This window comes from Christensenella sp. KGMB01412, assembly GCF_055522415.1.
Genome location: NZ_JBVFVW010000003.1, coordinates 95,699 through 118,982, shown reverse-complemented (window position 1 = coordinate 118,982; position 23,284 = coordinate 95,699). Strand labels below are relative to the sequence as shown.

At 46.8% G+C, this 23,284-nt stretch carries 19 protein-coding genes; 5 read left to right on the top strand and 14 right to left on the bottom strand.

Annotated features, from left to right (window positions below):
- Positions 1 to 35: 35 nt before the first annotated feature.
- The 4 genes from ACS5WU_RS06070 to ACS5WU_RS06055 all read right to left on the bottom strand — a co-directional run bounded on the left by ACS5WU_RS06070 (position 36) and on the right by ACS5WU_RS06055 (position 8,418).
- Positions 36 to 1,175: an IS3 family transposase gene (locus ACS5WU_RS06070; protein ID WP_465089010.1), complete on the bottom strand. Its 1,140-nt coding sequence runs from the start codon at positions 1,173 to 1,175 to the stop codon at positions 36 to 38.
- A gap of 306 nt (positions 1,176 to 1,481) precedes the next feature.
- Positions 1,482 to 6,989 (bottom strand): DUF3320 domain-containing protein, encoded by a 5,508-nt coding sequence (locus ACS5WU_RS06065; RefSeq protein WP_465089009.1) that lies wholly within the window; start codon positions 6,987 to 6,989, stop codon positions 1,482 to 1,484.
- A 13-nt stretch (positions 6,990 to 7,002) separates the two neighbouring features.
- On the bottom strand, positions 7,003 to 7,311 hold the full coding sequence (locus tag ACS5WU_RS06060) for a hypothetical protein (RefSeq protein WP_465089008.1): 309 nt from the start codon (positions 7,309 to 7,311) through the stop codon (positions 7,003 to 7,005).
- Between the two features lie 375 nt (positions 7,312 to 7,686).
- Positions 7,687 to 8,418, bottom strand: a complete 732-nt coding sequence (locus tag ACS5WU_RS06055; protein ID WP_320607159.1) for a restriction endonuclease — start codon at positions 8,416 to 8,418, stop codon at positions 7,687 to 7,689.
- Between the two features lie 116 nt (positions 8,419 to 8,534).
- On the opposite strand from ACS5WU_RS06055, the gene ACS5WU_RS06050 reads away from it, so the two are divergent.
- Entirely contained in the window at positions 8,535 to 8,951 is a 417-nt protein-coding gene (locus ACS5WU_RS06050) for a hypothetical protein (RefSeq protein ID WP_320607160.1), read from the top strand.
- 20 nt (positions 8,952 to 8,971) lie between these two features.
- A complete protein-coding gene (locus tag ACS5WU_RS06045; RefSeq protein ID WP_302760380.1) occupies positions 8,972 to 9,490 on the top strand; it encodes a hypothetical protein in 519 nt (172 codons plus the stop codon).
- Positions 9,491 to 9,944: 454 nt separating this feature from the next.
- Here ACS5WU_RS06045 and ACS5WU_RS06040 read toward each other — a convergent pair whose 3' ends face one another.
- The 3 genes from ACS5WU_RS06040 to ACS5WU_RS06030 form a co-directional block, all read right to left on the bottom strand.
- Positions 9,945 to 11,801, bottom strand: coding sequence for an ABC transporter ATP-binding protein (locus tag ACS5WU_RS06040; RefSeq protein WP_302760381.1), 1,857 nt, complete (start codon positions 11,799 to 11,801; stop codon positions 9,945 to 9,947).
- Complete coding sequence (locus tag ACS5WU_RS06035; protein ID WP_302760382.1) at positions 11,794 to 13,557, bottom strand: ABC transporter ATP-binding protein; 1,764 nt, start codon at positions 13,555 to 13,557, stop codon at positions 11,794 to 11,796. The genes ACS5WU_RS06040 and ACS5WU_RS06035 overlap by 8 nt, the downstream gene beginning before the upstream one ends.
- Before the next feature lie 86 nt (positions 13,558 to 13,643).
- Entirely contained in the window at positions 13,644 to 14,087 is a 444-nt protein-coding gene (locus ACS5WU_RS06030) for a MarR family winged helix-turn-helix transcriptional regulator (RefSeq protein WP_046444814.1), read from the bottom strand.
- A gap of 334 nt (positions 14,088 to 14,421) precedes the next feature.
- On the opposite strand from ACS5WU_RS06030, the gene ACS5WU_RS06025 reads away from it, so the two are divergent.
- Positions 14,422 to 14,961, top strand: coding sequence for an epoxyqueuosine reductase QueH (locus tag ACS5WU_RS06025; RefSeq protein ID WP_046444813.1), 540 nt, complete (start codon positions 14,422 to 14,424; stop codon positions 14,959 to 14,961).
- Positions 14,962 to 15,043: 82 nt separating this feature from the next.
- Here the strand turns inward: ACS5WU_RS06025 and ACS5WU_RS06020 are convergent, their stop codons facing one another.
- Complete coding sequence (locus tag ACS5WU_RS06020) at positions 15,044 to 15,250, bottom strand: (2Fe-2S)-binding protein (RefSeq protein ID WP_046444812.1); 207 nt, start codon at positions 15,248 to 15,250, stop codon at positions 15,044 to 15,046.
- A 165-nt stretch (positions 15,251 to 15,415) separates the two neighbouring features.
- On the opposite strand from ACS5WU_RS06020, the gene ACS5WU_RS06015 reads away from it, so the two are divergent.
- Positions 15,416 to 15,772, top strand: coding sequence for a cupin domain-containing protein (locus ACS5WU_RS06015; protein WP_302760383.1), 357 nt, complete (start codon positions 15,416 to 15,418; stop codon positions 15,770 to 15,772).
- Positions 15,769 to 15,960, top strand: a complete 192-nt coding sequence (locus tag ACS5WU_RS06010) for a ferredoxin (RefSeq protein WP_059108972.1) — start codon at positions 15,769 to 15,771, stop codon at positions 15,958 to 15,960. The genes ACS5WU_RS06015 and ACS5WU_RS06010 overlap by 4 nt, the downstream gene beginning before the upstream one ends.
- 101 nt (positions 15,961 to 16,061) lie before the next feature.
- Here ACS5WU_RS06010 and ACS5WU_RS06005 read toward each other — a convergent pair whose 3' ends face one another.
- From ACS5WU_RS06005 to deoC, 6 genes are all read right to left on the bottom strand, one after another.
- On the bottom strand, positions 16,062 to 17,117 hold the full coding sequence (locus ACS5WU_RS06005) for a substrate-binding domain-containing protein (protein ID WP_082674811.1): 1,056 nt from the start codon (positions 17,115 to 17,117) through the stop codon (positions 16,062 to 16,064).
- Positions 17,118 to 17,184: 67 nt separating this feature from the next.
- Positions 17,185 to 18,171 carry an ABC transporter permease gene (locus ACS5WU_RS06000; RefSeq protein WP_046444803.1) on the bottom strand — a complete coding sequence of 329 codons (987 nt, stop codon included), beginning with the start codon at positions 18,169 to 18,171 and terminating at the stop codon, positions 17,185 to 17,187.
- Positions 18,172 to 18,175: 4 nt separating this feature from the next.
- Positions 18,176 to 19,663: a sugar ABC transporter ATP-binding protein gene (locus ACS5WU_RS05995; RefSeq protein WP_302760384.1), complete on the bottom strand. Its 1,488-nt coding sequence runs from the start codon at positions 19,661 to 19,663 to the stop codon at positions 18,176 to 18,178.
- Positions 19,664 to 19,972: 309 nt separating this feature from the next.
- Complete coding sequence (tpiA, locus tag ACS5WU_RS05990) at positions 19,973 to 20,716, bottom strand: triose-phosphate isomerase (protein WP_059108969.1); 744 nt, start codon at positions 20,714 to 20,716, stop codon at positions 19,973 to 19,975.
- 132 nt (positions 20,717 to 20,848) lie between these two features.
- Positions 20,849 to 22,351 carry an FGGY-family carbohydrate kinase gene (locus tag ACS5WU_RS05985; protein ID WP_302760385.1) on the bottom strand — a complete coding sequence of 501 codons (1,503 nt, stop codon included), beginning with the start codon at positions 22,349 to 22,351 and terminating at the stop codon, positions 20,849 to 20,851.
- 101 nt (positions 22,352 to 22,452) lie between these two features.
- Positions 22,453 to 23,280 carry a deoxyribose-phosphate aldolase gene (gene deoC, locus ACS5WU_RS05980; RefSeq protein WP_082103602.1) on the bottom strand — a complete coding sequence of 276 codons (828 nt, stop codon included), beginning with the start codon at positions 23,278 to 23,280 and terminating at the stop codon, positions 22,453 to 22,455.
- Positions 23,281 to 23,284 lie beyond the last annotated feature (4 nt).

The window sequence follows — 23,284 nt, the reverse complement described above, 5'->3', positions numbered from 1 at the left end:
CCTAATCTGAACCCCCTTGTCCAGTTTTTATAGCCTCAATTACGATTATTAAAGAAGGCTTCTTCCACCTGATTTGGCCTTTTGTAGCGCAGGGTGGCATGTGGTCGCTTCTCATTGTAAAAATCAATATATTCACTCACTTTCCGCTTGAAGTCTATTTCAGACCGATAATCTGTCCTGTACAGTTTCTCCTTTTTCATGGAAGCAAAAAACGATTCCGAGACAACATTGTCATGAGGTTGACCGGAATTCGAAAACGATTGTGTTACGCCCAGACTTTTTAGCAGCCCACGAAAAGAATATGATATGTATGCCACACCACGATCGCTGTGAAAGGTCAGGGAACCAGTTGGATTTCGCAAAGTGTAAGCTTCTTTGAACGTAGCTGTAATAAGCTGAGTGCTATTACGTAATGAAATCCGATGCGTAACAATTTTACGAGAATACAGATCAATAATGACACATATGTAATAGGTTTTATTATTCCAGTTAAAATAGGTAACATCGCTTACCCAAACCTGGTTAGGCTGATCTGTGTTGAATTGTCGATCCAGCACATTCCGTTTTTTCTCCTGCCGTAGCTGCTTCTTATACTCCTTTTTTGCCATATCTCTGATGCTATAAAGCCCCATTTCGCGCATAAGTTTTGCCACGATTTTTTCGCTGCCTGTATGTCCCCGCTCAGCAAGTATAACCTGTATTTTCTTTGCGCCAAATAGTTGATCATATTCATCGTAGACTTCCCGAATCAGCACACGTGACTCTTCCTGCTTTTTCCTCTGAACAGTGTTATTGCGCTTATTACGGAAGATATGATTATAGAAAGTGCCGCGGGGGACCTCCAGAGCTTGACATAGAGTGTACACACTGAAATTCCCACGCAGGGATTCCAAAGCATCCAACTTCTCTTTTAATGGCGAGGAGATGGTGCAATCTACTGATTTTAGAACAGTAATGATACCTTCCAGCTTTTCGATACGCTTCTTCTGTGCGTCAAAATCTCTTGGTGTGAATGTTCTGCCGGTATCGGTAACCGTTTTACAGTAAAGATTGATCCAGAAATAGATGGTGCTCTGTGGGATACCTGCCTTTAAGCATAATACTGCGACAGACGTACCCCGCTGATACTGTTCCACAATCGATTGCTTTTCTGCTTCACCCAATTTTGAGTTCATACAAAAACCTCCAATATTTTATTTGTAGGTATAGTATCGAGTTTTTTAATAAAACATAGAGTAACAAGTGAATTAGAAATGAAGAAAATTCTCTCATCCATAGGGAAGAAAACATGGAAAGGGCTGCAGCTAAAGAAAGGGGCAGCTATAAAAAGTCTCTCCTTTTGGTAGCAGCCTATGAAAGAGTCAGCACGGACAAAGAAGAACAGAAAGATTCCGATATCCATGATCGTGTGGCTTGCCCGATCGAAAATGTATTTACCCCGAAGGGATTCAATTGCATGGATTTTACAAGGGTTCAAGTGTTCACTTAAGAACAATACGGTCACTATCTTCAAATGCGATTCCGATCAATATGGAATAGTCAATCCCTGCGTTGATATAATCATCCATGCTCTGACCCATTCGCGAAAAGCCAAATAACTTGTATGTTTCCCTTTTTAGATCTTCTCGCGTGAGGCTCACCTGATTCTCAAGCACAAACTTGATGGCTTGTGCAGTCTCCTCCTTGCAGATGTAATCCATATTGCGCCGGGTTTCTTCGTTTGCCGGCGGTCTGTACAGGTCATACATCTTGGGATCCTGTCCAACATTCCAGTAAAACACTGTTTCCAATGTTTTGGTGCGCGGCAATTGCATGCGTCGGTATAAGTCATCCATGTAACTATTGATCCTGTTCCCTGCCCGTGTCATGCCCCATGCGTTGATGATGCGCTTTGTGAGCAAGGTACTGCTGATGGGCGCCTCTTGCTGAATGACCTCCGTGATTTGATTCATAACAATGCGCGCATTTTCTGGCAAATAAAACGTCTCTGCAGGCCGGGATACCGGCATAAGCGCACAAACGGTGTAGTTGGGTTGTTCTGACGGTTGGGCTGATACAACCTCAATCCGCTCATATTGCTCAAGTGGCTTTATCGGCGAGGGTACGGCAGCGATAAGTTCCACTGGGGTCCTGGGCTGTTCCAAGGCTCTTTTAGCTGCCGTTACAATTTTTCGAATCTCCTTTTCCGGGCTTTGCAGCCAGTCGAGCGTATACACATGATGAATACTCCAGCCAAGGGAGCCCAATACGTTATCCTGTAGTATGTTGCGGTCACGCGCCGTTCCTGCATCACGGTAGCGTTCGCCATCCAATAGAATGCCAAGCAGGTATTCATCCGGCTCATCAGGGTGTACAATGCCGATATCAAGGCGGTACCGTGAATATCCAATATTTGTACTGACCTGATAACCTATATCATGTAAAGCGTCCGCGATGTTGTTAATAATCGCATTTGTGTCGGCGCCGTCTGCACTTCTTGCTTCCTGCGTATGCAGTGCCTGCTTTCCGTTTTTGGCAAACTCCAAAAAGGCGCGCAGTCCGGCAACGCCTTCCGCACGTGTTTTGGACAGATCAATTTGTTCCGGTGAAAGCGTTGAATAAACGATCATCTTCTGGCGGGCGCGGGACACAGCCACATTCAACCGACGCCAGCCACCAGCGCGATTCAAAGGCCCGAAATTCAGGGTGACTTTACCTTCGGCATCGGGGCCATAGCCCACTGAGAACAGAATCACATCTCTCTCGTCGCCCTGCACGTTTTCCAGATTCTTAATAAATACCGGTTCATTTGCATTGCTGTTCCATTCATCGAGGTCAGGATATCTCGCGAACTCCTCTTGCAACTTGTCATCAATAAGATTTTGCTGCACCGAGCTGAAGGTGACAACTCCAATGCTTTGATTACGGAGTGTCTCATCAGACAGACGACGCACAATTTCTTTCACTACTTCGGTTGCTTCCGCTTCATTTTGCCGTGTCTTGCTGCGGTCATAAAAACCCTTCACAGGGACAAAAATCACCTCAGAAACAAGCGCGTTGGGTGAAGGGAATGTCAAAAGCTCATTGTTGTAATACTCGCGATTGGAAAACGCAATTAGGCTTTCATGCCGGGAACGATAGTGCCACAACAAATAGGTTTCTGGAATGGAGAGCGCCAGGCAATCATCCAGAATGCTTTCGAGGTCTTCCTGCTCAAAATTATCTTCGTCTGTCCGGTTGCTCTCAAAAAAGCTGGTCGGCGGCAACTGTTTTGGGTCGCCAACCACAATCAGGTTCTTACCTCGCGCAACGGCGCCCACGGCTTCACTTGTAGGTAATTGTGACGCCTCATCAAATATTACTAAATCAAACTGTGGATAGGAAGGATCAATATATTGCGCCACAGAAATCGGACTCATCAAAAGGCAGGGGCACAGCCTTGGCAAAAGGTTCGGGATCATGTCAAACAACCTCCGTATAGAGAGGCCGCGCCCTCCGCTACGGATTGCCCGTTTCAAAATTCCGATTTCGGAGGAATCTGCCACATTTGCATTTGTGTTTGGGACTTTGGAGGAGAGTTGCGCTAAAAGTTCTTCGCGCGTAAGCTGTTCAAAACAAGAAGAGGCCTCGCGATAATGCCGGATATTCGTTTCCATCCCGGTGCCACTAAAATTTTGCAATGAAGCATCTGCGGCAATAATCCTTTCAGCGGTGGAAAGGTGCAACGCCCTCTCAAACGCAGCAACCAAATCACTCTCTGATACCAGTCCGCTTTCCAAAGCCTCAACAGCACTTTGCAGCCCCATTGCATCCGCTTCCTGTTTGGCGGAGAGATAGATGCACCAATCTCTCAATTCGTTGAGATTGGCCAGCCAGCCATCAACCATTTGGCACATATGGGAAATCCAGTTCTCACGTGGGGCAAATACACTGGTATCACAAATTCCCACTTCTGTAAGAGCGTGCTCACCCGCAGTTAGCTGCCCCATCAATGTTTGCAGGCGAACATTCATCCCTTCGTTCAATTGGCGGAAAGCAACTGTGTCAGCAAAATATCCCTTGGCCAAAATGGCATCCGCCTTTGCTTTCCCTTCGACAGAAGCACTTGCCGTCACCAGTGTTTGACGCAAGGAGACCGTTTGTGTGTAAATGGCATTGATTTGGTCAAAATTAGCATAGCCATTGTTCCAGACAAACCCAAACCGATCTCCAAATGCTTGGCTATTGTCCCCCACAATTTTCGCATTTAGTTTATATGCAGTGATAGTGTCAAGAATATTCGATATGCTCTGTTTCTGCAGTACAGCAGGGTTTTTACAAAGAGGTCTTAATGATTTGATAACCCGGTTTTGGCCCAGCGCCTTGGGCAGGAACCACTTTCCCGAGGCCGCATTCCACGCAATTCGGGCACCTTCCTCGTCAAAAGACAGCACATCTTCGGTAAAGTCATTGAGCAATTGACCAGCAAGTGCATCGCGCTGTTTTCCATGCTGACATACAGACATGACAAGCTCTTCCATTTGAGAAAGATCCGCGCATTCATATAGCTTTTGTGGAATATATTCTCCTTCAAACAGAAGGGTACAAAGCCGGGCAATGACAAAGCATTGTTCCTTTTGCTCGGAAAATGGCAACGTAAAAAGCGCCGCCAGTTGTGTTACCGTGTCTTTTAGTTCAGTAAGGGTATTTTTATACGACGTTCCACTGTTTCCTATAGCATCCCGCAGCTGTGAGGAGTAGGTTGAAGTACGCAAAGCGCACAAAGGGTTTTTATGCGCGCCACCACACGCCTGCGAGGTTGTGGCGACCTTGTCTAATGTATCTATCCATTGCGCGTGTTTTTGCTGAGTATAACTTTCAACCACCGCTTCGTTTATGGCAATAGACCCAGGCGCCTTAATGTAATTCTCATAAACAGAGATGATTTCATATAAAGAAAGGCCGCAGGCCTGCTTTTTGTGGATTGCCTGCATCGTGGCATTTAAGCCCTTGCGCAATTCATACAGGCGCTCAGCTTCCTGCTCATACTCCTGCGGTCTTTTGAGCTGGCCAATGCCAAGCGTTTCCTCCAGTTGGTTTAGTACATCCTTTTTTCGCGCTTTGTTGGAGTGCAACTCCAAACTGAACGGCCCAAGCCCAATGTTGGACAGTCTTTTTTCCACCACGGAAAGCGCAGCCATTTTTTCTGCAATGAACAAGACCGTTTTCCCTTGAAACAGCATGTTTGCAATAATGTTGGTAATCGTTTGTGATTTCCCTGTACCAGGAGGGCCGTGTAAAACAAAACTGTTTCCCTCACTGGCGGCACAAATGGCAGTTAACTGCGAGGAGTCGGTGCTTGTTGGGATGGCAAGATCCGCCGGCGAGAAGATAGCATCCAGATTGTCCGCTTTTGGAAAACTATCCTTTTGCTCCCATTCTAAGTTGCCAGTCATCAGGCTGGCAACAATTTTGTTTTGGCGCAACTCTTCCGAACGATTGCGTATATCGTTCCACATAATGAATTGCCCGAATGAAAAAATGCCCAAAAATGCCAATGACTCAACGTCCCAGCGGGATTTGTCCATAACCGCCTGCCGAATGATGTTGAATATCAGGCTCAGGTCTACGCCCTTATCGTCTGTAGGTAACGGATCCAGCCCGCTGATAGTAAGGCCAAAATCCTGTCGCAGCATTTCAAGCAAGGTGATATTCATCTGTGGTTCTTCATCCCGGATGCGTACAACATATCCTTTGAGTGCAGATTTTCGTACGATATCCACTGGCAATAAAACTAATGGCGCATACCGGGCTTTTTCTGTTATGTCATTTTCGTACCAGCGCAGGAATCCCAGAGCAAGAAATAGTGTGTTTGCGCCGTTTTCCTCAAGACCTACCTTGGCCTGCCGATACAAGTGAACAATTCTGGCCGCAAGTTCCCCCTCGCTCAAAAATGTGCGCAGGCGGTGATTGTCAAATTCGGTATCCATCATCACATCCAGGATATCTTTTCCTGTTTCAATCTCGAATATCTTCGAGTCTCGCATATTGCTGACCAAATCCTGGGGCATATGCATAATTTGAAATTCCTGCCCATCCGAAATGGCGTCCTCCAGCCGGCCAAGGTGGTTGGTGAGCAACTGAATGGAATTTCTGGTCACCCTGAAATTCAGCAGTGTATTGCGCAGGCTGAGATCCAGCAGTTTGCGCTCCCATACCTGTTGTTTTGTTGTTTGAATCCCGTTTGCGTATGGGAGTTTATCGTAGACTGCCACTTCTCTGGGTGCCGAGGTAATACCATCTGTTGTGTTTTGCCGAAGTTCTGTTTTCTCATAGGACACCGAACCATCCTGCCCTGTAATGCGAAGCGGAATTGGCCGAATGCCACTTCCTCTGGCACGCTTGACATCTACCACCATATCAAAACAGGCAGTTTCCAACTTTTTGGCGGCGGCTCGCTCGGCAGCGTCAAAATCGGCTCCGCTTCCCGCTGTCATTGTGGTGCACTCTACAAGACAAATTTCATGAATCCCCTCGGCAATGCGTTTGCCCAGCAAAGAAGCGTCATCCTGCACGCATTCAGGAAAGCACTCGTCTTCCAGCCAGCAACCTACAAAGGCATGCCCTTCCACACATACTAACAAAGCATTCAGCCCGGCGGCTTCAAGACAAGACGCAAACAGAAGGGTCAGATCCAGGCAGTTTGCCATTTTATCCGTATTGATACTATCGCTTAACCGAATACGTTGCCCCATGATTTCAAAACTTGGTGGTGCCTGGATATACATTATATTTTCTTGCTGAATGGCGCCATAAATAGCAGCAATCTGTTTTCGCACCCGATTTGGATCTTTGCTCTGGTAAGCAGTGAATGAAGGATCGTTATCCCACTTTTCCAAAAACACACCAGCTGCTGCCAGAATGCGTGTAATATATGTATGATTGGGTGTGACAAACGCGGCCAGCATTTCAGGCATAACAGCAGTTCCAGCCCATTGATCATATGCTAGTAAATCAATAGGTTGTATCATTTCCTCCAGTGTTTCAGTTCCAGACGCGACAGTAATATGAAGTGTTCCCGACAGTTTCTCCGTGAGAGAAAAGGTACTCTGAGTAGAAAGCAAGGTTTACTGCCCCGAGACTCAGGTTCCCATCCGAAGGCAACATATCAATATGCTTGTGCCAAGGAATGACGAATTCCGGCGACGAAACTATATTGATTTCAATATTTTCGATTGGTTCAGCTGTTTGATTTTTTATTGTAAATTGCCGTAGAACAGGAACGGCATTTTGTTGCATAGAGAAATTGATTGCCGGAATGAATACCCCATCAAGAAAAATCCGCTCACCCATCTATCGTATCGCCTTTCACATTTTGTTACAATTATAGCATATTTGTCGGAATAGAGTTAGTATTCTTCACTAATGGAATTTAAAAATGTATCCTCCTAGTAGAGTTCAATGAAAAACGGTTGGCAATAGCCACAGTAATTGAATAAAGATAATGTGGAAAACCTTGAACAGTATTGTTCTAAAATATTATAACCAAGCCTTTTCCAGGCGACATCTATTTCGGCAACACATTACATATGCAAGAATAACCCGCTTATATAGCGGGTTTTCTTTTTTCTATACACGTTTCTTACACACGCTTTATGAAAATGATGAAATGATGTGCCAATTGTGTCGCATTGTTCACCTTTATATACGTTTGATCATATGGCGATATCAACGAAACAAGTAATTCGCTTTTACATCCTGCTTGCTTAAATAAATGAATTGTATTTCGCTCCGAACAGTGGGCAATATGCATACGGCAAAAGCAGGTTGTGGCATATCAATCAGAAAACTCAAATGGTTTTGGGAAATTCCCCTGACACACCATTCACTTGGGTCGCTTTGAGCCATATGGAATTGTTTTGCAACATTTTTAGAGAAAAAAAGTGGTATCACAACCTCCGGCTCGTCGGGAAGAGAATAATAAGTTCCGTCCGGCTTTGTGTCGTTTGTACCTAATAGGGCCCAAAATGGCTCCCCCATAACATGTTCATCAGGTAAAAGCAATTTTGAAATTTTGGCGCCAAGCAACTGGGGAATGGTAGGTAAATCATCGATTGTCAAGAGTAAAATCCCCTTTTTCTCTGCATACTGCTTAGCACCTGTTTGGTATCCACTGCGAGCTATAAACACCCCTGCAATATTATTCAAATCGCTTATTTTAGAACCAAAATCCCTTACTTGGCTCACATCCACAGCTTTCGACCAGTCTTTGCATTCTATGGCGACCCGAAAACGCATATTCAGATGATTAAACTCATAATATACATCAAACTCACTCACCAGGCCGGAAAGCCCTTTAATGGAAACATTTTTTGAGACAATGCTATCAAAACTACTTAAATCCAGAAGCGACTGGTAGACATATGCTACAAAACTTTCAAAACTTGCGCCATTTTTCATCAAATTCTCCGAAAACACTTAAAAATATTGTTTATCTGATAAAAAAATGATACTATATTTTTATCATAAACACCATATTTTTATACTGAATTTTATCTTTGTGGGGTGATGAAACTTTGGATATCACTAAAATCGATATTACTAAATTCCGCGATGTGCCACGAAAACCAAACAGATTGAACACAGTTTCGATTAAAGTAAATAGTAAAGGCTCTGTTTGTCTTAGTTCGCGTTTTAGAGCTTTGTTTAATTGGACGAAAATAATGTTTCAGGTAAGCGATGATCCAAGGGATAAAGCCAGTACTATATTGATAAGGCGCTGCGGGGATGATGATCCTGCAGCATACAATGTACCTCGAAAATCCGCAATAACGGCAAGAGAATTCGCTAACGAATTAAAAGCTATGCACGTCATGCTTCCTGTCACCTATAATATGGAGTACGTGAAGGAAATTGAAATGTGGGTTGGAGAAAAGGATCAAACAAAAATACCAAATTCGTCAAAGCCTTCAAAAAAAAAATCCAAGGGCTGAAAGAATTGATGTGGTAAAAAATGGTTGATTATAATGTTAGGTTTGATTTTTTGTTGGATAGATATTGCAAAACTATTTTTGATGCATGCTCACCCTATCTAAAGAAAATGCGGCGTGAAGAAATCGAATCAGCGGCGATGATTGGTTTGTTTTATGCAGATATTACATGCGATGATGAAATGGATTTTAAGACTCACATCTACGATTCAGTGAGCAAAGCATTAGCTTTACAAAAAAAGCGAAATGCATCTGAAATAACTTATTTCTCATTGAACAGGCCGTTAGGATTCGTTTATGAATTCGTAGATATAATCCAAGCCCCTAACTACGATTGGGATTTAGAAATTATGGTGTCCGATTATTTGTCTAAGTTAGCGGGGATTGAGCGCAGCATAGCAATTGATCTTTTAGGTAATGCGGAACTTCTTGATATTTTAAAAGAATACAAACTCTCTTTAAACGTTTTAAAAAGCATCCTTTTCGACATGCAATTAAAGTGGAAATTACTTCATAAATCGTCGGCATCTGGTTCTGTGTAAAGGATTTCAGGGCAGGTATGATTCTCAATACAAATCATGAAAAGTTTCAGCGTTATTTGAATCGATTCAAAAGTGCTGATTTTCTGTCATTAAGAGATGCGGAAGATACTAATGCGTTGTGGGAACGAGGCTTTTTTATTTTATTAAACACACGCCAAATATACCCATCTTTTAGCCCCTCTATATAAACAAAAAGGTGGCTTGCGCCATCTGATTCCTATTTTTGTATAGTCTTTTGTACTTGATAATGTAGTTACACACCAAGTAGAGCGGCAGATTGTTATTTTCCTGCCGTCTACACGCCATATCCTGACACTGATCTGACATCAACATTCTTTCTTTTTCTGATCATAAATAGCTTTAAACTGAATTGTTTTTGTCAACAAAAACAGCCTGTATCAAATGATACAGGCTGTTTTATTTTATGGTAACCGTGTTTACGTCTTTTCTCTATTTACGCAGCGTTATTTTCAAATTGGCTGTTGTAAAGCTCTGCGTAAACGCCGTCTAAGGCAAGCAATTCCTCATGCGTACCTGCTTCGACAATATCGCCGTCGCACATCGTCAGGATCAAATTGGAATTCTTGATGGTAGACAGCCTGTGCGCGATCACAAAGGTAGTGCGTCCGTCCATCAGTTTATCCATAGCCCGCTGGATCATGATCTCAGTACGCGTATCGACTGAGCTTGTCGCCTCGTCCAAGATGAGCATGGGAGCGTCATCCACCATGGCGCGCGCAATGGTAATCAGTTGTTTTTGCCCCGCGGAAAGATTGGCCTTGTCGTTCAGGATCGTATCATAACCATGTGGCAGCGAGGTAATAAATTTGTGAACTCCCGCAGCTTTGCAGGCATTTACAACCTGCTCGTCTGTTACGCCTTCTTTATTATAGATGATATTTTCTTTTATCGTCCCCTCAAACAACCATGTGTCCTGAAGCACCATGCAAAACATATCGTGCACATTTTCGCGCGTCAGCGAATCAATGGGTACGCCGTCAACCTTGATCTGTCCATCCCCAATCTCATAAAAACGCATGAGCAGGTTTACCATGGTAGTCTTTCCGGCGCCGGTAGGCCCCACGATTGCCACCTTCTGTCCGGCCTTTACATCTACGGAGAAATTTTTTATGATCGTCTTGTTTTTGGTATAGCCAAACTGAACGTTTTTAAATGTAACGTTCCCTTCTATATTTTTTAAAACCTGTGTTTTTCCGCTTTCATCCTCGAGTTCCCTTTCTTCCAGAAATTCGAACACGCGCTCGCCTGCAGCAGCTGTGGATTGCAGGGTTGTAGCTGCTTGCGCAATCTGCGAAAGCGGCTGTGTAAACAGGCGTATATACACCATAAACGCTACGATCACACCAAATGTAATGGAGCCATTAATGGCAAGGATCGCGCCCACAACGCACACCGCAACATAGCCAAGATTTCCAATAAACGTCATGATGGGCATCATCATACCGGACATAAACTGGGATTTCCACGCGCTTTGATACAAATCTTTGTTGATTTGATCAAATGTTTTTTTCTCATCCTTTTCTCCATTGTATGCTTTTACAACCGAATGCCCGGCGTAAACCTCCTCGACATGTCCGTTCATTTTACCAAGCGCTTTTTGCTGGCGGTTGAAGTGCTTCTGAGAGTGCGAAATGATCACAAGCATCAGAACAAACCCAATCACCACGGCGACAACCGCCGCTACCGTCATAAGTACGTTGATCGTAAGCATCATGATAAAAGAGCCGACGAACATCGTGATGGATGTCACCAGCATACCGATGCTTTGATTGAGCGTCTGGCCAATGGTATCCACATCGTTGGTCACGCGGGAGAGCACATCGCCATAGCTCGTCTTATCAAAATAACTTAAAGGTACGCGGTTGATCTTTTTCGAGATATCCGTCCGCAGTCTCTTGGAAACCTTTTGCGTCATAGTCGCCATGATAAAGCCCTGAATGTAATTGAATGCGTAGCCCATTAGGTACAATGCGACAAGTGTAAGCCCCACACCGGTGATTGCGCCAAGGTCTATGGCTCCGCCCCCCATACCCGCCGTGATGAGATCTGTGATCTCGCTCAGCTTGCTCGGCCCGATAATATTGAAAACGGAGCCGACGCACGCCAGCAACAGCGCGACGATGATGGCAGGCAGGTAAGGCTTGCAATATGCAATAAGCTTGCCCCATGTTTTCCCAAAATTTTTGGCTTTTTCGCCGGAGCCTACCGACATCCCCGGTCCCCCGCCGATCCCCGGCCCTTTGTGTTCAGTCTTATGTTGGCTGCCAATCTTATATTCGTTATTAGGCATATGTAAGTTCCTCCTCGCTAAGCTGTGAATGGGCGATCTCCTGATAAACGGGACAATTTTTCAGTAATTCCTTATGTTTGCCCATCCCCACGATCTTTCCCTCATCAAGCACAATGATGGTGTCGGCATCTTTGATCGTGCCAATGCGTTGGGCCACGATAATCTTGGTCGTGTCGGCCGTTTTTTGATTCAACGTTTTGCGCAGCTTTTTATCGGTCTTGTAGTCCAGTGCGGAAAAACTGTCGTCGAAAATGAGGATTTCCGGATTTTTGCACAGCGCACGTGCAATAGATAGCCGCTGTTTTTGACCACCGGAAAGGTTTGTACCCCCCTGCGAAACAGCAGCATTGTATCCGCCGTCTGCTTTTTCCACAAATTCTGTTGCCTGTGCTTCGCGCACCGCTTCCTTAACCGCCTGGTCCGAAGCCGGCGGTTTTCCGTTATCTCCATAAGCTACATTGGAGCGTATTGTGCCGCTGAACATTGTAGCCTGTTGCGAAACATAACCGATCTTATTGTGCAGCGCTTCCTGGTTGTACTCTTTTACGTTGCGTCCATCCACAAGCACCTCACCGGATGTTGCGTCGTAAAAACGTGGAATCATTTGTACCAGAGTGGATTTACCGCTTCCCGTCGCGCCGATAAAGGCTACTGTCTCGCCCTTTTTGGCAGTGAAGCTGATTTTCTCCAAAACTGTGCCCTTGGCGTCCGGATAGCGAAAGCTGACGTTTTTAAATTCCACAGTGCCTGTAATGCCGTCGAGCCCGTCTGTCAGCCTCCCGTCCTGTATGGAAAGACCTGTCTCCAATACGTCGCAGATGCGTCCGGCGGCAACGCTGGCGCGCGGCAGCAGGATAAAGATCATTGTCAGCAACATAAACGCCATCACGACCTGCATCGCATAAGATGAGAATACTACCATATCTGAAAACAATACCATTTGTTGCGAGCCCCCCGCGCCACCGATCAGATAGGCTCCAATCCAGTAAACTGCAAGGGTTAATCCTGACATAACGAGCGTCATGGTCGGCGACAACAAAGCCATGATCCGGTTGGTGAACAGGTTTGTTTTTGTGAGTTCCTCGTTTGCCTGTTCAAATTTTTCTTCCTGATAACCTTCAGCATTATATGCCCGCACTACGCGCAGGCCGGTCAGGTTTTCACGCGTCACCTGATTGATTTTATCCGTCTGCTTCTGTACTTTTTTGAACTTTGGCACGGCAAAGATGATGACAACTGCAATCACAATCATAAGCGCGATAACAGCGAGGCCCGTGGCAGCCGTCCATTGCCAGCTTTTGCCTGCAATCTTGATGATCGCCCATACGGCAAGGATAGGAGCCTTAATGATTGCCTGCAATCCCATCGCCACCAGTGTCTGTATCTGCGTGATATCATTGGTGGAGCGGGTGATCAGGCTGGCTGTGGAGAACTTGTTGATTTCTTCCATAGAAAACGAAAGCGTCTTATCAAACTGCAACTCACGAAGTGTCCTCGAAAGACCTGCTGCCACCTTAGCCGCAAAAAATCCGACGACAAAGGATGTTCCTACGCTTCCCAACGCACAGAGCAGCATTCGGGCGCCCTCGGTCAGCAACGCATTCACTGTTGCCGTACCGGACTGAATGAGCGTGGTGATGTTATTCATGAAGTCGGGCAGCAACAGATCCAAATATACCTGCAGCACGATGAACGCAAGGCTGACGCCAATCATCGCCCATTCTTCCTTTTTCAAATATCTCAGTATCTTTAGCATAATTTGTCCTTTCATTCGTTACGATGCTTACTGTAAGCACGCTAACTATATGATTATTTTTAAAGCCACCCTGTAAAGAGACGGCTTTATTTTAGATTATCTTTAATTTTGTCAATCACGCGGAAGAATGTTTCCCTTTCCTCTTCCGTTACGCCTTCAAGCATCCTGTTTTCCATTTCAGCCGCTTTTTTCATCATTCTGGTATGATTCTCAAGCGCCTCATCTGCTATGACAAGCCGTTTGAGCCGCGCATCGCCGGATACTGGGAGCCGTTTGACAATTCCCTTTTGTTCCAGCGAATCAAGCAGGCGGGATACTGTGGATTTACGGATGGTAAATGCTTCCTCCAGATCCTTTTGCACAACTTCCTGTCCGCCGGCCCTTAACAGGTAATCAACCACGCGCACCTGCATCTCTGTTGGGGGACTCGGAATTGGCATATCCTTTGACATTTTTGAAATTTCCCGCATAATAAGATGCGAAAGCTTCTTGATTTCCATCCCAACCGTTTTCGGTCTTGTGTCATTCATTTTCAACCCTCCCCAATAAGTTAGCACGCAAATAGTTGCTATGCTAACAATATAAACCTTTTTCTTTTTCCTGTCAACAAATTATTTGACTTCGATTGCAACGAGTCTTAACTTATAATAACCTCCTGCCAGATGATTTTGCCCGCAAAGGCACGAAATACTATCATAGTGCAAGCGTACTACCAACGGACAAAATATACGTGTCAAAAGAATTGTCAAACAGTCCCGCTACAGCGGGTAAACCAGCGGCAGCCACAGACGATTTCACTTGCCACATGCTTTGCTTTTCTTTATACTGAATATTATATTAGATGACTTGTGAAAGGGGAATTGTATGAAATTATTGCTTCATGTTTGTTGTGCTCCCTGTTCGATCAAATGTATTGAAGCCCTCCGCGAAGAGGGATTGGAGCCAACGCTTTTTTGGTATAATCCCAATATTCATCCCGTTACGGAGTACCGTTCCCGCAGGGACGCCATGATCGGTTATGCAGAAGAGATTGGCGCCGGGCTGCTTTTACAGGATCACTACGGGCTTCGCCCTTTTGTTGAGGCCGTTTCCTCCGACATAGACCATCGCTGCAATTATTGCTACGATACCCGTCTTGGAGCCACGGCCCGTTATGCCGCAGAAAACGGATATGACGGATTTTCTACCACCCTGCTCATCAGCCCATACCAAAACCATGAACTGATTTGTGAAACCGGTGAAAAGGCGGCCGGGCAAAACGGGATTCGTTTTATTTACCGTGACTTCCGCCCATATTTCAGGCAGGGCCAGCAAACCGCGCGCGAACTTGGTATTTATATGCAGAAATACTGCGGTTGTATTTTCAGCGAAGAAGACAGGTATCTTGGGAAGCATAAAAAATAAAAAGATTGCATATGCCAAAAATGGCAAACCAGTATAAAAAAGCAGGAGCCAAAGGCTCCTGCTGAAAATCATTTTTCATAATTCAGATGATCTCGTAGATCATATCGGATATCACGTCCATGATGTTATCATGGCATTTTCCGCATCCGGTTGAGCAATGCGTCTGTTCCTGTACGTCTGCAAACGCGGACTCCACGTCGCTCATGTTTTTGGAATGGCGCAGGGCGTACTCAATATCAGCGAGAGACACCTGTTTACAATTACAAATTATTTTATTTTCCGTGGCCATACAAATTACCCCCCTTTGGTAAATTCACTTATTAATATATAACAGAATGGCACTGATTTCAAACAAAATTCTCGCAGCTTTTCTGCTGCTTATTGAGAAATTTATGTTTCATTCCCCGCAGGAAGATTATAAAATAAAAAGAGAGTAAAGAAAGGAAACGACACTATGAAACAGCTTTTGAAAAATATTGAATTTGAGGCGGCGCTGTCATTTGCAGACCAGGTCGGTTATCTTCCCGGGCAGGTCACAAGCAAAACGCTCGCGCAAAACCCTTATGTGAGCCTTACCCTGTTTGCTTTTGACAAGGGGGAGGAAATCAGTACACATGAATCACAGGGCGACGCGCTTGTAATCGCACTCGAAGGAACTGGCGAAGTTACGATCGACGGGCAGAAGCACTCTTTACAGGCAGGCGAAGCGATTGTAATGCCGGCAAAGCACCCGCACGCTGTTTTTGCTCCCGAGCAGTTCAAAATGTTTCTGGTCGTTGTATTTCCAGTGAAAGAAGGGGATGCGTTATGACAGCCACAGTAGATAAAGACGGTTGCATCGGCTGCGCGTTGTGCGAGAGCGTATGTCCCGAGGTTTTTCGAATGGATGACGACGGAAAAGCCGAAGCTTATGCCGAGGTGACTGATGAAAACAAAGACGCGGCGTTTGAAGCGGAACAAAGCTGTCCTGTCAGTGTGATCGCGATTGTAGAGGACTGATATTGAGCAAAGGAAAAAGGCCCGGCGCATATGCGCCGGGCCTTTTCCTTATTGGTATTGTAACCTACCAAAGTAGGCGGTTGCCAACTGCCAAAGTTTGATTAGTCTGCCTGATGAACGAACATAATGCTGTCGTCATAGTAATCGTTTGCATTGTCTTTGTTTACGAGAACCGTACCGCAGTCAACGTTTGCTTCCACTGTTTCGCCCTTAGCAATTTTCAGAGCCTGCTCAAGAGCAACCTGGCCCATCTTCTGCGGATCGTTTGCAGCTGTTGCAATGTATTTTCCATCGATGATAGACTGTACTGCTTCCATCAGTCCGTCAACGCCGCTGCCAAGAACGTTATCCATACCGTTGTCGAGGCATACGCCCAGCGCGCCCAGGCCCATGTCGTCGTTATGGCCATAAACTACGTCGATGTCAGGATTGGACTGGATCATGTCCTGTGTAGCCGTTGCAGCTTTGGAACGGTCATAGTCGCAGTAAGGAGTCTGAACAACCGTGATACCCGGTTCAGCGTCTACAGCTTCGTGGAAACCAGCGCTGCGTGCTTCCTGCACGCGGTCTCCGCCGCTGCCCATTACTTCAAGGACTTTACCTTTTGCCTGGCCTTTTCCGCCCAGTGCTTCAACGATCTGCTCGCCGACGAGTTTACCCATTTCCTGGTTGTCACGTCCTACGACGCAGTCAACATCGCCATTTACGAAACGGTCTTCCGTTACGATCGGGATTCCTGCATTCTTGCACGCTTCGAGGGAAGGAGCCACGCCATCCGGATCAACCGCGTTGAGGATCAATACCTGGATGCCGGACTGGATCATGTCGAGCACGTCCTGGTTCTGCTTTGCAACATCTTCGTTTGCATCGGCAACAACGAGTTCTACGCCTGCAGCTTCAGCAGCCGCTTTTGCAGCGTCTACTTCCGATACATAGAACGGGCCTGCCATTGTAGCCTGAGAGAAACCGATCTTGATTTTGTCGCCGGAAGCGGGTGTGCTCGCCTCTGCGCTTTCCGATGCCGCCGCAGATGCCTCTACAGAAGCTGATGCCTCAGCGGACGGGGATGTGGATGCCGCAGGCTGGCCACTACATCCGACTGCCAGCATAGCGACTGTCAGGATAACAGCAAACACTACCAAAATTTTTTTCGACATTTTTAATTCCTCCTATGTCTTTTTTATATCGCGCCGTACACTTCGCACGGCAAGCTTTGATTCGTCGTTAATCTTCCTGCTTTGATACAAACAGGTTCAGCAGCAGCGCCGCCACTATGATGATGCCTTTGAATATCTGTTGCCAGTAAGACTGCAGCCCCAGCAGGTTGAAAATGTTCGTAATAATTGCCAGCAGGATTACACCGGCAAAGGTGCCGATCATACCTCCTTTACCGCCTGTCATCGACGTTCCGCCGATAACCGCCGCTGCGATTGCGTCAAGCTCTGCGCCGTCCATGATTGTCGGCTGGGCCGTTGTGAGCCACGAAATTGTCATGATACCCGCATAACCGGCAAGCGCGCCAGAGATCGTCCACACGAGCGTACCAAATAATTTTACGCGAACGCCTGAAAGGATTGCCGCTTCACGATTGCCGCCGATTGCGTATACGCCTCTTCCGAAAATTGTGTATTTGAGGATCAGCGCCGCAATAATTGTGATCGCGATCCACGTAAGCCCCGCAATCGGAAGCCTCATAAATCCAAGATCAATCGAGCCGCCCCCAAGGTAGCAAAACGCTTCGCCACCCGCGAGGCTTTTCAGGCCTGAAATAACCTTACCGTCCGTAGCCAGCATTGCCAGTCCACGGGCAGAAACCATTGTGGCAAGCGAGCAGATAAACGGCTCAAGCCGGGCAAAGGTAACGATGAGCCCCGTTACCGTACCAAGCACCGCACCAACAAACACGCCGACCAGCACTGCCACAAATACAGGAACGCCCTGTACGAGGCACATTGCCGAGACCATAGCGGAAAGGGCCGCAACCGAGCCAACTGAAAGGTCTACGCCTCCTGTCAATATGACGAACGTCATGCCGATTGCTATGATGCCCGGAGCCGCATAGGACAGCAGAATGTTCGAAAGATTCCCCAGCGTAAAGAAGTTCTGTGAAAGGCACGTAGCCAGAATAATGAAAACGATCAGCAGCAGCAGCGTACTGTACCTTTTCAAAAATTGTTTAAACGTCATACCTTGTTTCTGTACTGATTCCATAAAACTACCTCCCCGCCACTGCATACTGCAGAATAGCTACTTCATCTAAATCATCTTTTCCAAAGTCGGCGACTATTTTACCATGGTGCATCGCTATGATGCGGTCGCACACGCCGACCAGCTCCTCAAGCTCGCTCGATGCGATAATGATGGAATGTCCGTCTTCTGCGGCTTGCCTTAATATCTTATAAATCTCGTCCTTCACCCCTACGTCAATGCCCTGTGTAGGCTCGTCCACCAGAAGGATGTCCGAATTCTGCAGCAGCCACTTTGCGAGGATTACCTTTTGCTGGTTCCCGCCTGAAAGGGATACTGTAGGCGTCTTTTCGCTGGGCGTTTTGATCGAAAGGCTGTCGATGTAGGCCTGGCATTCCTTTGTGACCTTCTTATAATTCAGTATGCCCTTGCCTACGAAATCTTTTGCTGCAACCATAATCATGTTTTCCCATACGGGGAGATCGAGCACCAGGCCCTGCATTTTCCGGTTTTCCGGCAACATCCCGATGCCGTTTTTGATTGAAGTGCGCGGATCCTTTGGTTTATGGGATTCGCCATGGATAAACAGCTCGCCGGAATCAATTTTATCCGCGCCATAGATCGCCCGCAGAAATTCGGTCCGTCCGGCGCCAACCAATCCGTACATTCCGATAATTTCCCCTTTGTGGAGCTTCAGGGATACATTATCCAGGTTCTTGTTATTGAAATTCTTTGTTTCCAGAACGACTTCGTTGTCGTTTTCCGTAGTGCTTTCATACCTGCGCGCTTCTATCTTATGCCCGATCATATATTCCACGAGCTGGTCCTGGTTGATACCCGCAAGCTCGCATACCGCAACATTTTTTCCATCCTTGAGGATTGTCACGCGGTCTCCCACGATAAACAACTCCTCCAACCTGTGGGAAATATAAACAATCGTCATTCCCTTTTCTTTGAGGTCCGCAATGGTCTTCATGAGCGTGTCGAACTCGCTTTGGGAAAGCGTCGCCGACGGTTCGTCCATAACAATCAGCTTGGAATCACACGCAAGGCACTTCATCAGCTCCACCAGTTGGCGGGAACCAATACTGAGGTCTCCCGCTTTTGCGTGGACGTCAATATTGAGGTTTAACTGGTCCACGAGCCGCTGTGCAATCCGGTTGGATTCCTTCCAGTCTATTTTCCCGAATTTACGCGGCATATTGTTGATCAGTATGTTTTCCGTTACTGAAAGTTCATTTACCAGAGAAAGCTCCTGGTAAATAACCGATATACCGTTCTTCTTCGCATCCAGCGTATTTCCGTTTTTGAGTTCGACTCCGTCGAACGTTACAGTTCCGCTGTCTTTTGGATATGCTCCGGCAAGGATTTTCATCAGCGTCGATTTTCCTGCACCGTTTGCCCCAATCAGGCAATGGACTTCACCTCTGTCTACCGTAAAGTCAACATCGCTCAAAGCCTGCACACCCGGAAATCCTTTATTGATCTGTTTCATCTCAAGGATCGGTTCAGACATTCGTGCCACCTCCTAATTTCTACTTGTCTTACAGCTAATCAATAAAATACAGCGCATAGCGCAAATATCATAATGTACGCTGCATAGCAGTTTTTGGCAAATGTTGCTTGCGCAAACATTTGATAAACCGCAATCGTTCCACAATACAAATCCGTTTTTACCTGCCATACAGTACCTACACAGCACAGCTTGCTGCCAGAATAATGTAGACTTTTTTGGTCGAGCTGATTTTCAACCTGAAACGCCTGAAAAGGCGTTTTTATTATGCCTTTTTTGCCGACCAAAAAAGTCTACGATTTCGGTCTTTTTTCAATAATTGACTACTTTTGCAAAATCTGCGGCCTTCAGGCTTGCGCCGCCAATGAGGCCGCCGTCTATATCGCTCATTCCCATCAGCTCCGACGCGTTGCCCGCGTTCATGCTGCCGCCATACTGGATACGGATATCCTCGGCTTTTTCTCCATACAACTCACCCACGGCTTTGCGTATTTCACGAATCGTGTTGTTTGCTTCCTGGCTTGTAGCCGTCAGCCCCGTGCCGATTGCCCAAACAGGCTCGTACGCGATCACAATGTTTTCGATATCGTTTGCAAGTACGCCCTCAAGCGCGAGCTTCGTCTGCATCCGAACGATCTCGTTTGTGATCCCGTGCTCCTTCTCTTTCAGGTGCTCTCCCACACATATGATGGGTTTCAGACCTTTTTGTAACGCTTTGAGCACCTTCTTATTGACCGTTTCATCTGTCTCCGCAAAATACTGGCGGCGTTCGGAGTGCCCGATAATCACAAATTCCACGCCCAGCTCGAGCAGGGAATCGCAGCTGATTTCACCCGTATAGGCCCCTGCATCCTCAAAAAACACATTTTGCGCGCCAATCGCTATATTAGAGCCTTCCGCCGCACCCTTTGCGGCAAACAGGCATACGGACGTCGGACAAACCACTACCTGGGCATTCGCGCCTGCTACGAGCGGCTTCAGCTCGCTGATCAGTTTGATCGTCTCCGACGGCGTTTTATTCATTTTCCAGTTTCCCGCTATAATCGGTCTTCTCATTGTAAAATTTCTCCCTCTGCAGCAATTTAACTGAATGCAGGTTATGCAAAACTTACGATAAATCGCTTGCATATGCAATTTATACCAAAAGCCTGTTACCAGCCTTTTGACAAATTGCGATCATGCCTGCCCTCAAATTTCGTTTAAATGTTTTGTGCATTTGTATAAATCAAGATATTTCCGGTAATTCCCGCTGTAAGCCTCGTGAGCCTGCTCATCCGGTTCCACGACCTTTGTCACGTGAACCATATGCTCGCACGCCTGCGGGAAGCTTTCATATTCTCCGCTTCCAACCGCCGCGATCACAGCGCATCCCAGTACGCCCGCGTTTCCCGACTGCTCGGTGAGTACAATCGGCTTTCCTGTTACGTCTGCAATGATTTGCAGCCACAGCGGATTGAACACCACGCCGCCGCATCCGCGCAAACGATTGATTTTGTTTTCCTCTGATTCCATCGATTCCACAATGTTACGCGTGCCATAGGCAACGCTTTCAAGAATCGCGCGATAGAGGTGCGCGCGCGTGTGGCTCAGCGTAATCCCATAGAAAATACCTTTTGCCACCGGATCCTTGTACGGCGTGCGGTTCCCCTGGAAAAAGTCCAGCGCGACCACGCCTTCGCTTCCTGCCGGAATCTTCGCGGCTTCTTCCGCCATGGTTCCGTAGGGATTTTCCCCGCCGACGCCAAATTCGTTCAAAAACCACTTTGTGATCGAACCTGCGGACACCTGTCCACCCTCCATGCAATACATGTCCGGTATAATCGCATCCTTATAAGGCCCCCAGATACCGTCCTTAAAAATTTCCTGGTCTGTCAGCGAAAGATGTACAAAACTGCTGCCCATCACCACGCCCGTTTCGCCGGGATTCACAACCCCAAGGCCAATCATGTTGACATGTGCGTCCACGCCGCCCTGATAGACAATTATTCCGCGGCTCAGGTGGTATTTGTCCGCGATCTCATCCTTTATCGCACCGACCGGCTGCGCCTGCCTCAAAACGTCCGTATCCGCTTTTTCAAAAAAATCCGGAAAACCGATCGCCTCAAAGAAGCTTTTATCGTAGCCGCCCGCTTCCTCCACAAAATTCGATTTGCAGGTAGCCTGGCTGACCGACGCGCACCACCGCCCGGTAAAATGATGGTTGATATAATCCTGCTGCTCTACAATCCTCTCGGCTTTTTCGTAGACGTCAGGCCTGTTTTCCTTGAGCCACATCATCTTGGGAACGATCCATTCCACAGACACTTCCTTGCCGCAGTGCTTCAAAAGCGCGTGCCCTGAGGCGTTGATCCGCCTTGCCTGCTCTACGGAACGGTTATCCATCCACAAAATCGCATCTGAAAGGTATTCGTCCTCATCGCTCATTGGAATGACTGTGGAAGAGGTTGTGCAAACCGCCATTGCCTTGATGCCGGAAAAAATTTCCGCTCCAAGCTTGTCGTAGCATTCGCCGATGCTTTGCTCCATCTTCTCCACCCAATCAGCCGGAGATTGCTCTGCCCAGCCAGGTTTCGGATATGTTGTTTGATACTTTTTTTCACTGTAATTCAGAATGTTGCCCTGCTCGTCGGTAACGCCGCATCTGACTCCCTGCGTACCAAAATCAAGGCCCATAAAATATGACTTTGACATTTTCCCCACCTTGCTGTCCGGTAAATGGCTTTTCCCCAAAAGCCATTTACCGTTTCATATTATCTGGAACAATTATAATTCTTCTTTGTTCAACAAATGGCTCAATAGCAGTTCTTTACAATCGTTGCGTTTCCTGTCGGGCAGGTCTTTTTGCACGCGCCGCAGTTTACGCATTCATGTCCCGTACCGCCGCCGCTCACAATCGCCGCGCCCGAGCTCGTTCCAAGCCTGCTTGCTCCCGCTTTGATCATCTTCACTGCGTCGTCGTACGTTTTCACGCCGCCAGAGGCCTTTACGCCGATTTCCGGGCCAACCGTTTCCCTCATCAGCTTCACATCCTCAGCTGTCGCGCCGCCTGTAGAGAAGCCCGTGGACGTTTTTACAAAATGCGCCCCCGCAAGCTTGCTCACCGCACACGCCTTTACCTTTTCTTCATCTGTAAGCAGGCATGTCTCAATGATTACCTTTACGATTGCACGGCCCCGCGTCGCCATAACAACGCCCTCGATGTCGCGTTTTACGAGCATCCAGTCGCCGGATTTGATTGCGCCGACGTTGATCACCATATCTACTTCCTTCGCGCCGTTGTTTGCCGCGTCAAGCGCCTCGTTTGCCTTGGCCTCCGGCGTGCTTGCCCCCAGTGGGAAGGCAATAACACAGCACGGCGTTACGCCGCTGCCTTCAAGATAATCCGCTACGAACTTAATATAGGACGGATTGACGCACACGCTTGCAAAGTGGTATTTCTTCGCTTCGTCGCACACCTTACGGATGTCGTCCAAAGAAGCCTGCTGCTTCAAAAGTGTATGATCGATATATTTTGCCAGCGATGCCGGGGAGTAATCGCCCTGCTCTGCGCCGGAAGGCTGGCTATAGTATTTTGCACAAACCTGTTCGGTAACCTGTTTTATGATTTCATTGATATCCATTGTG

Bases quoted from the DNA above. Each gene is read 5' to 3' on its own strand.
- ACS5WU_RS06070 (WP_465089010.1), bottom strand. From the start codon at position 1,175: ATGAACTCAAAATTGGGTGAAGCAGAAAAGCAATCGATTGTGGAACAG.
- ACS5WU_RS06065 (WP_465089009.1), bottom strand. From the start codon at position 6,989: ATGATACAACCTATTGATTTACTAGCATATGATCAATGGGCTGGAACT.
- ACS5WU_RS06060 (WP_465089008.1), bottom strand. From the start codon at position 7,311: ATGGGTGAGCGGATTTTTCTTGATGGGGTATTCATTCCGGCAATCAAT.
- ACS5WU_RS06055 (WP_320607159.1), bottom strand. From the start codon at position 8,418: ATGAAAAATGGCGCAAGTTTTGAAAGTTTTGTAGCATATGTCTACCAG.
- ACS5WU_RS06045 (WP_302760380.1), top strand. From the start codon at position 8,972: ATGGTTGATTATAATGTTAGGTTTGATTTTTTGTTGGATAGATATTGC.
- ACS5WU_RS06040 (WP_302760381.1), bottom strand. From the start codon at position 11,801: ATGCCTAATAACGAATATAAGATTGGCAGCCAACATAAGACTGAACAC.
- ACS5WU_RS06035 (WP_302760382.1), bottom strand. From the start codon at position 13,557: ATGCTAAAGATACTGAGATATTTGAAAAAGGAAGAATGGGCGATGATT.
- ACS5WU_RS06030 (WP_046444814.1), bottom strand. From the start codon at position 14,087: ATGAATGACACAAGACCGAAAACGGTTGGGATGGAAATCAAGAAGCTT.
- ACS5WU_RS06025 (WP_046444813.1), top strand. From the start codon at position 14,422: ATGAAATTATTGCTTCATGTTTGTTGTGCTCCCTGTTCGATCAAATGT.
- ACS5WU_RS06020 (WP_046444812.1), bottom strand. From the start codon at position 15,250: ATGGCCACGGAAAATAAAATAATTTGTAATTGTAAACAGGTGTCTCTC.
- ACS5WU_RS06015 (WP_302760383.1), top strand. From the start codon at position 15,416: ATGAAACAGCTTTTGAAAAATATTGAATTTGAGGCGGCGCTGTCATTT.
- ACS5WU_RS06010 (WP_059108972.1), top strand. From the start codon at position 15,769: ATGACAGCCACAGTAGATAAAGACGGTTGCATCGGCTGCGCGTTGTGC.
- ACS5WU_RS06005 (WP_082674811.1), bottom strand. From the start codon at position 17,117: ATGTCGAAAAAAATTTTGGTAGTGTTTGCTGTTATCCTGACAGTCGCT.
- ACS5WU_RS06000 (WP_046444803.1), bottom strand. From the start codon at position 18,171: ATGGAATCAGTACAGAAACAAGGTATGACGTTTAAACAATTTTTGAAA.
- ACS5WU_RS05995 (WP_302760384.1), bottom strand. From the start codon at position 19,663: ATGTCTGAACCGATCCTTGAGATGAAACAGATCAATAAAGGATTTCCG.
- tpiA (WP_059108969.1), bottom strand. From the start codon at position 20,716: ATGAGAAGACCGATTATAGCGGGAAACTGGAAAATGAATAAAACGCCG.
- ACS5WU_RS05985 (WP_302760385.1), bottom strand. From the start codon at position 22,351: ATGTCAAAGTCATATTTTATGGGCCTTGATTTTGGTACGCAGGGAGTC.
- deoC (WP_082103602.1), bottom strand. From the start codon at position 23,280: ATGGATATCAATGAAATCATAAAACAGGTTACCGAACAGGTTTGTGCA.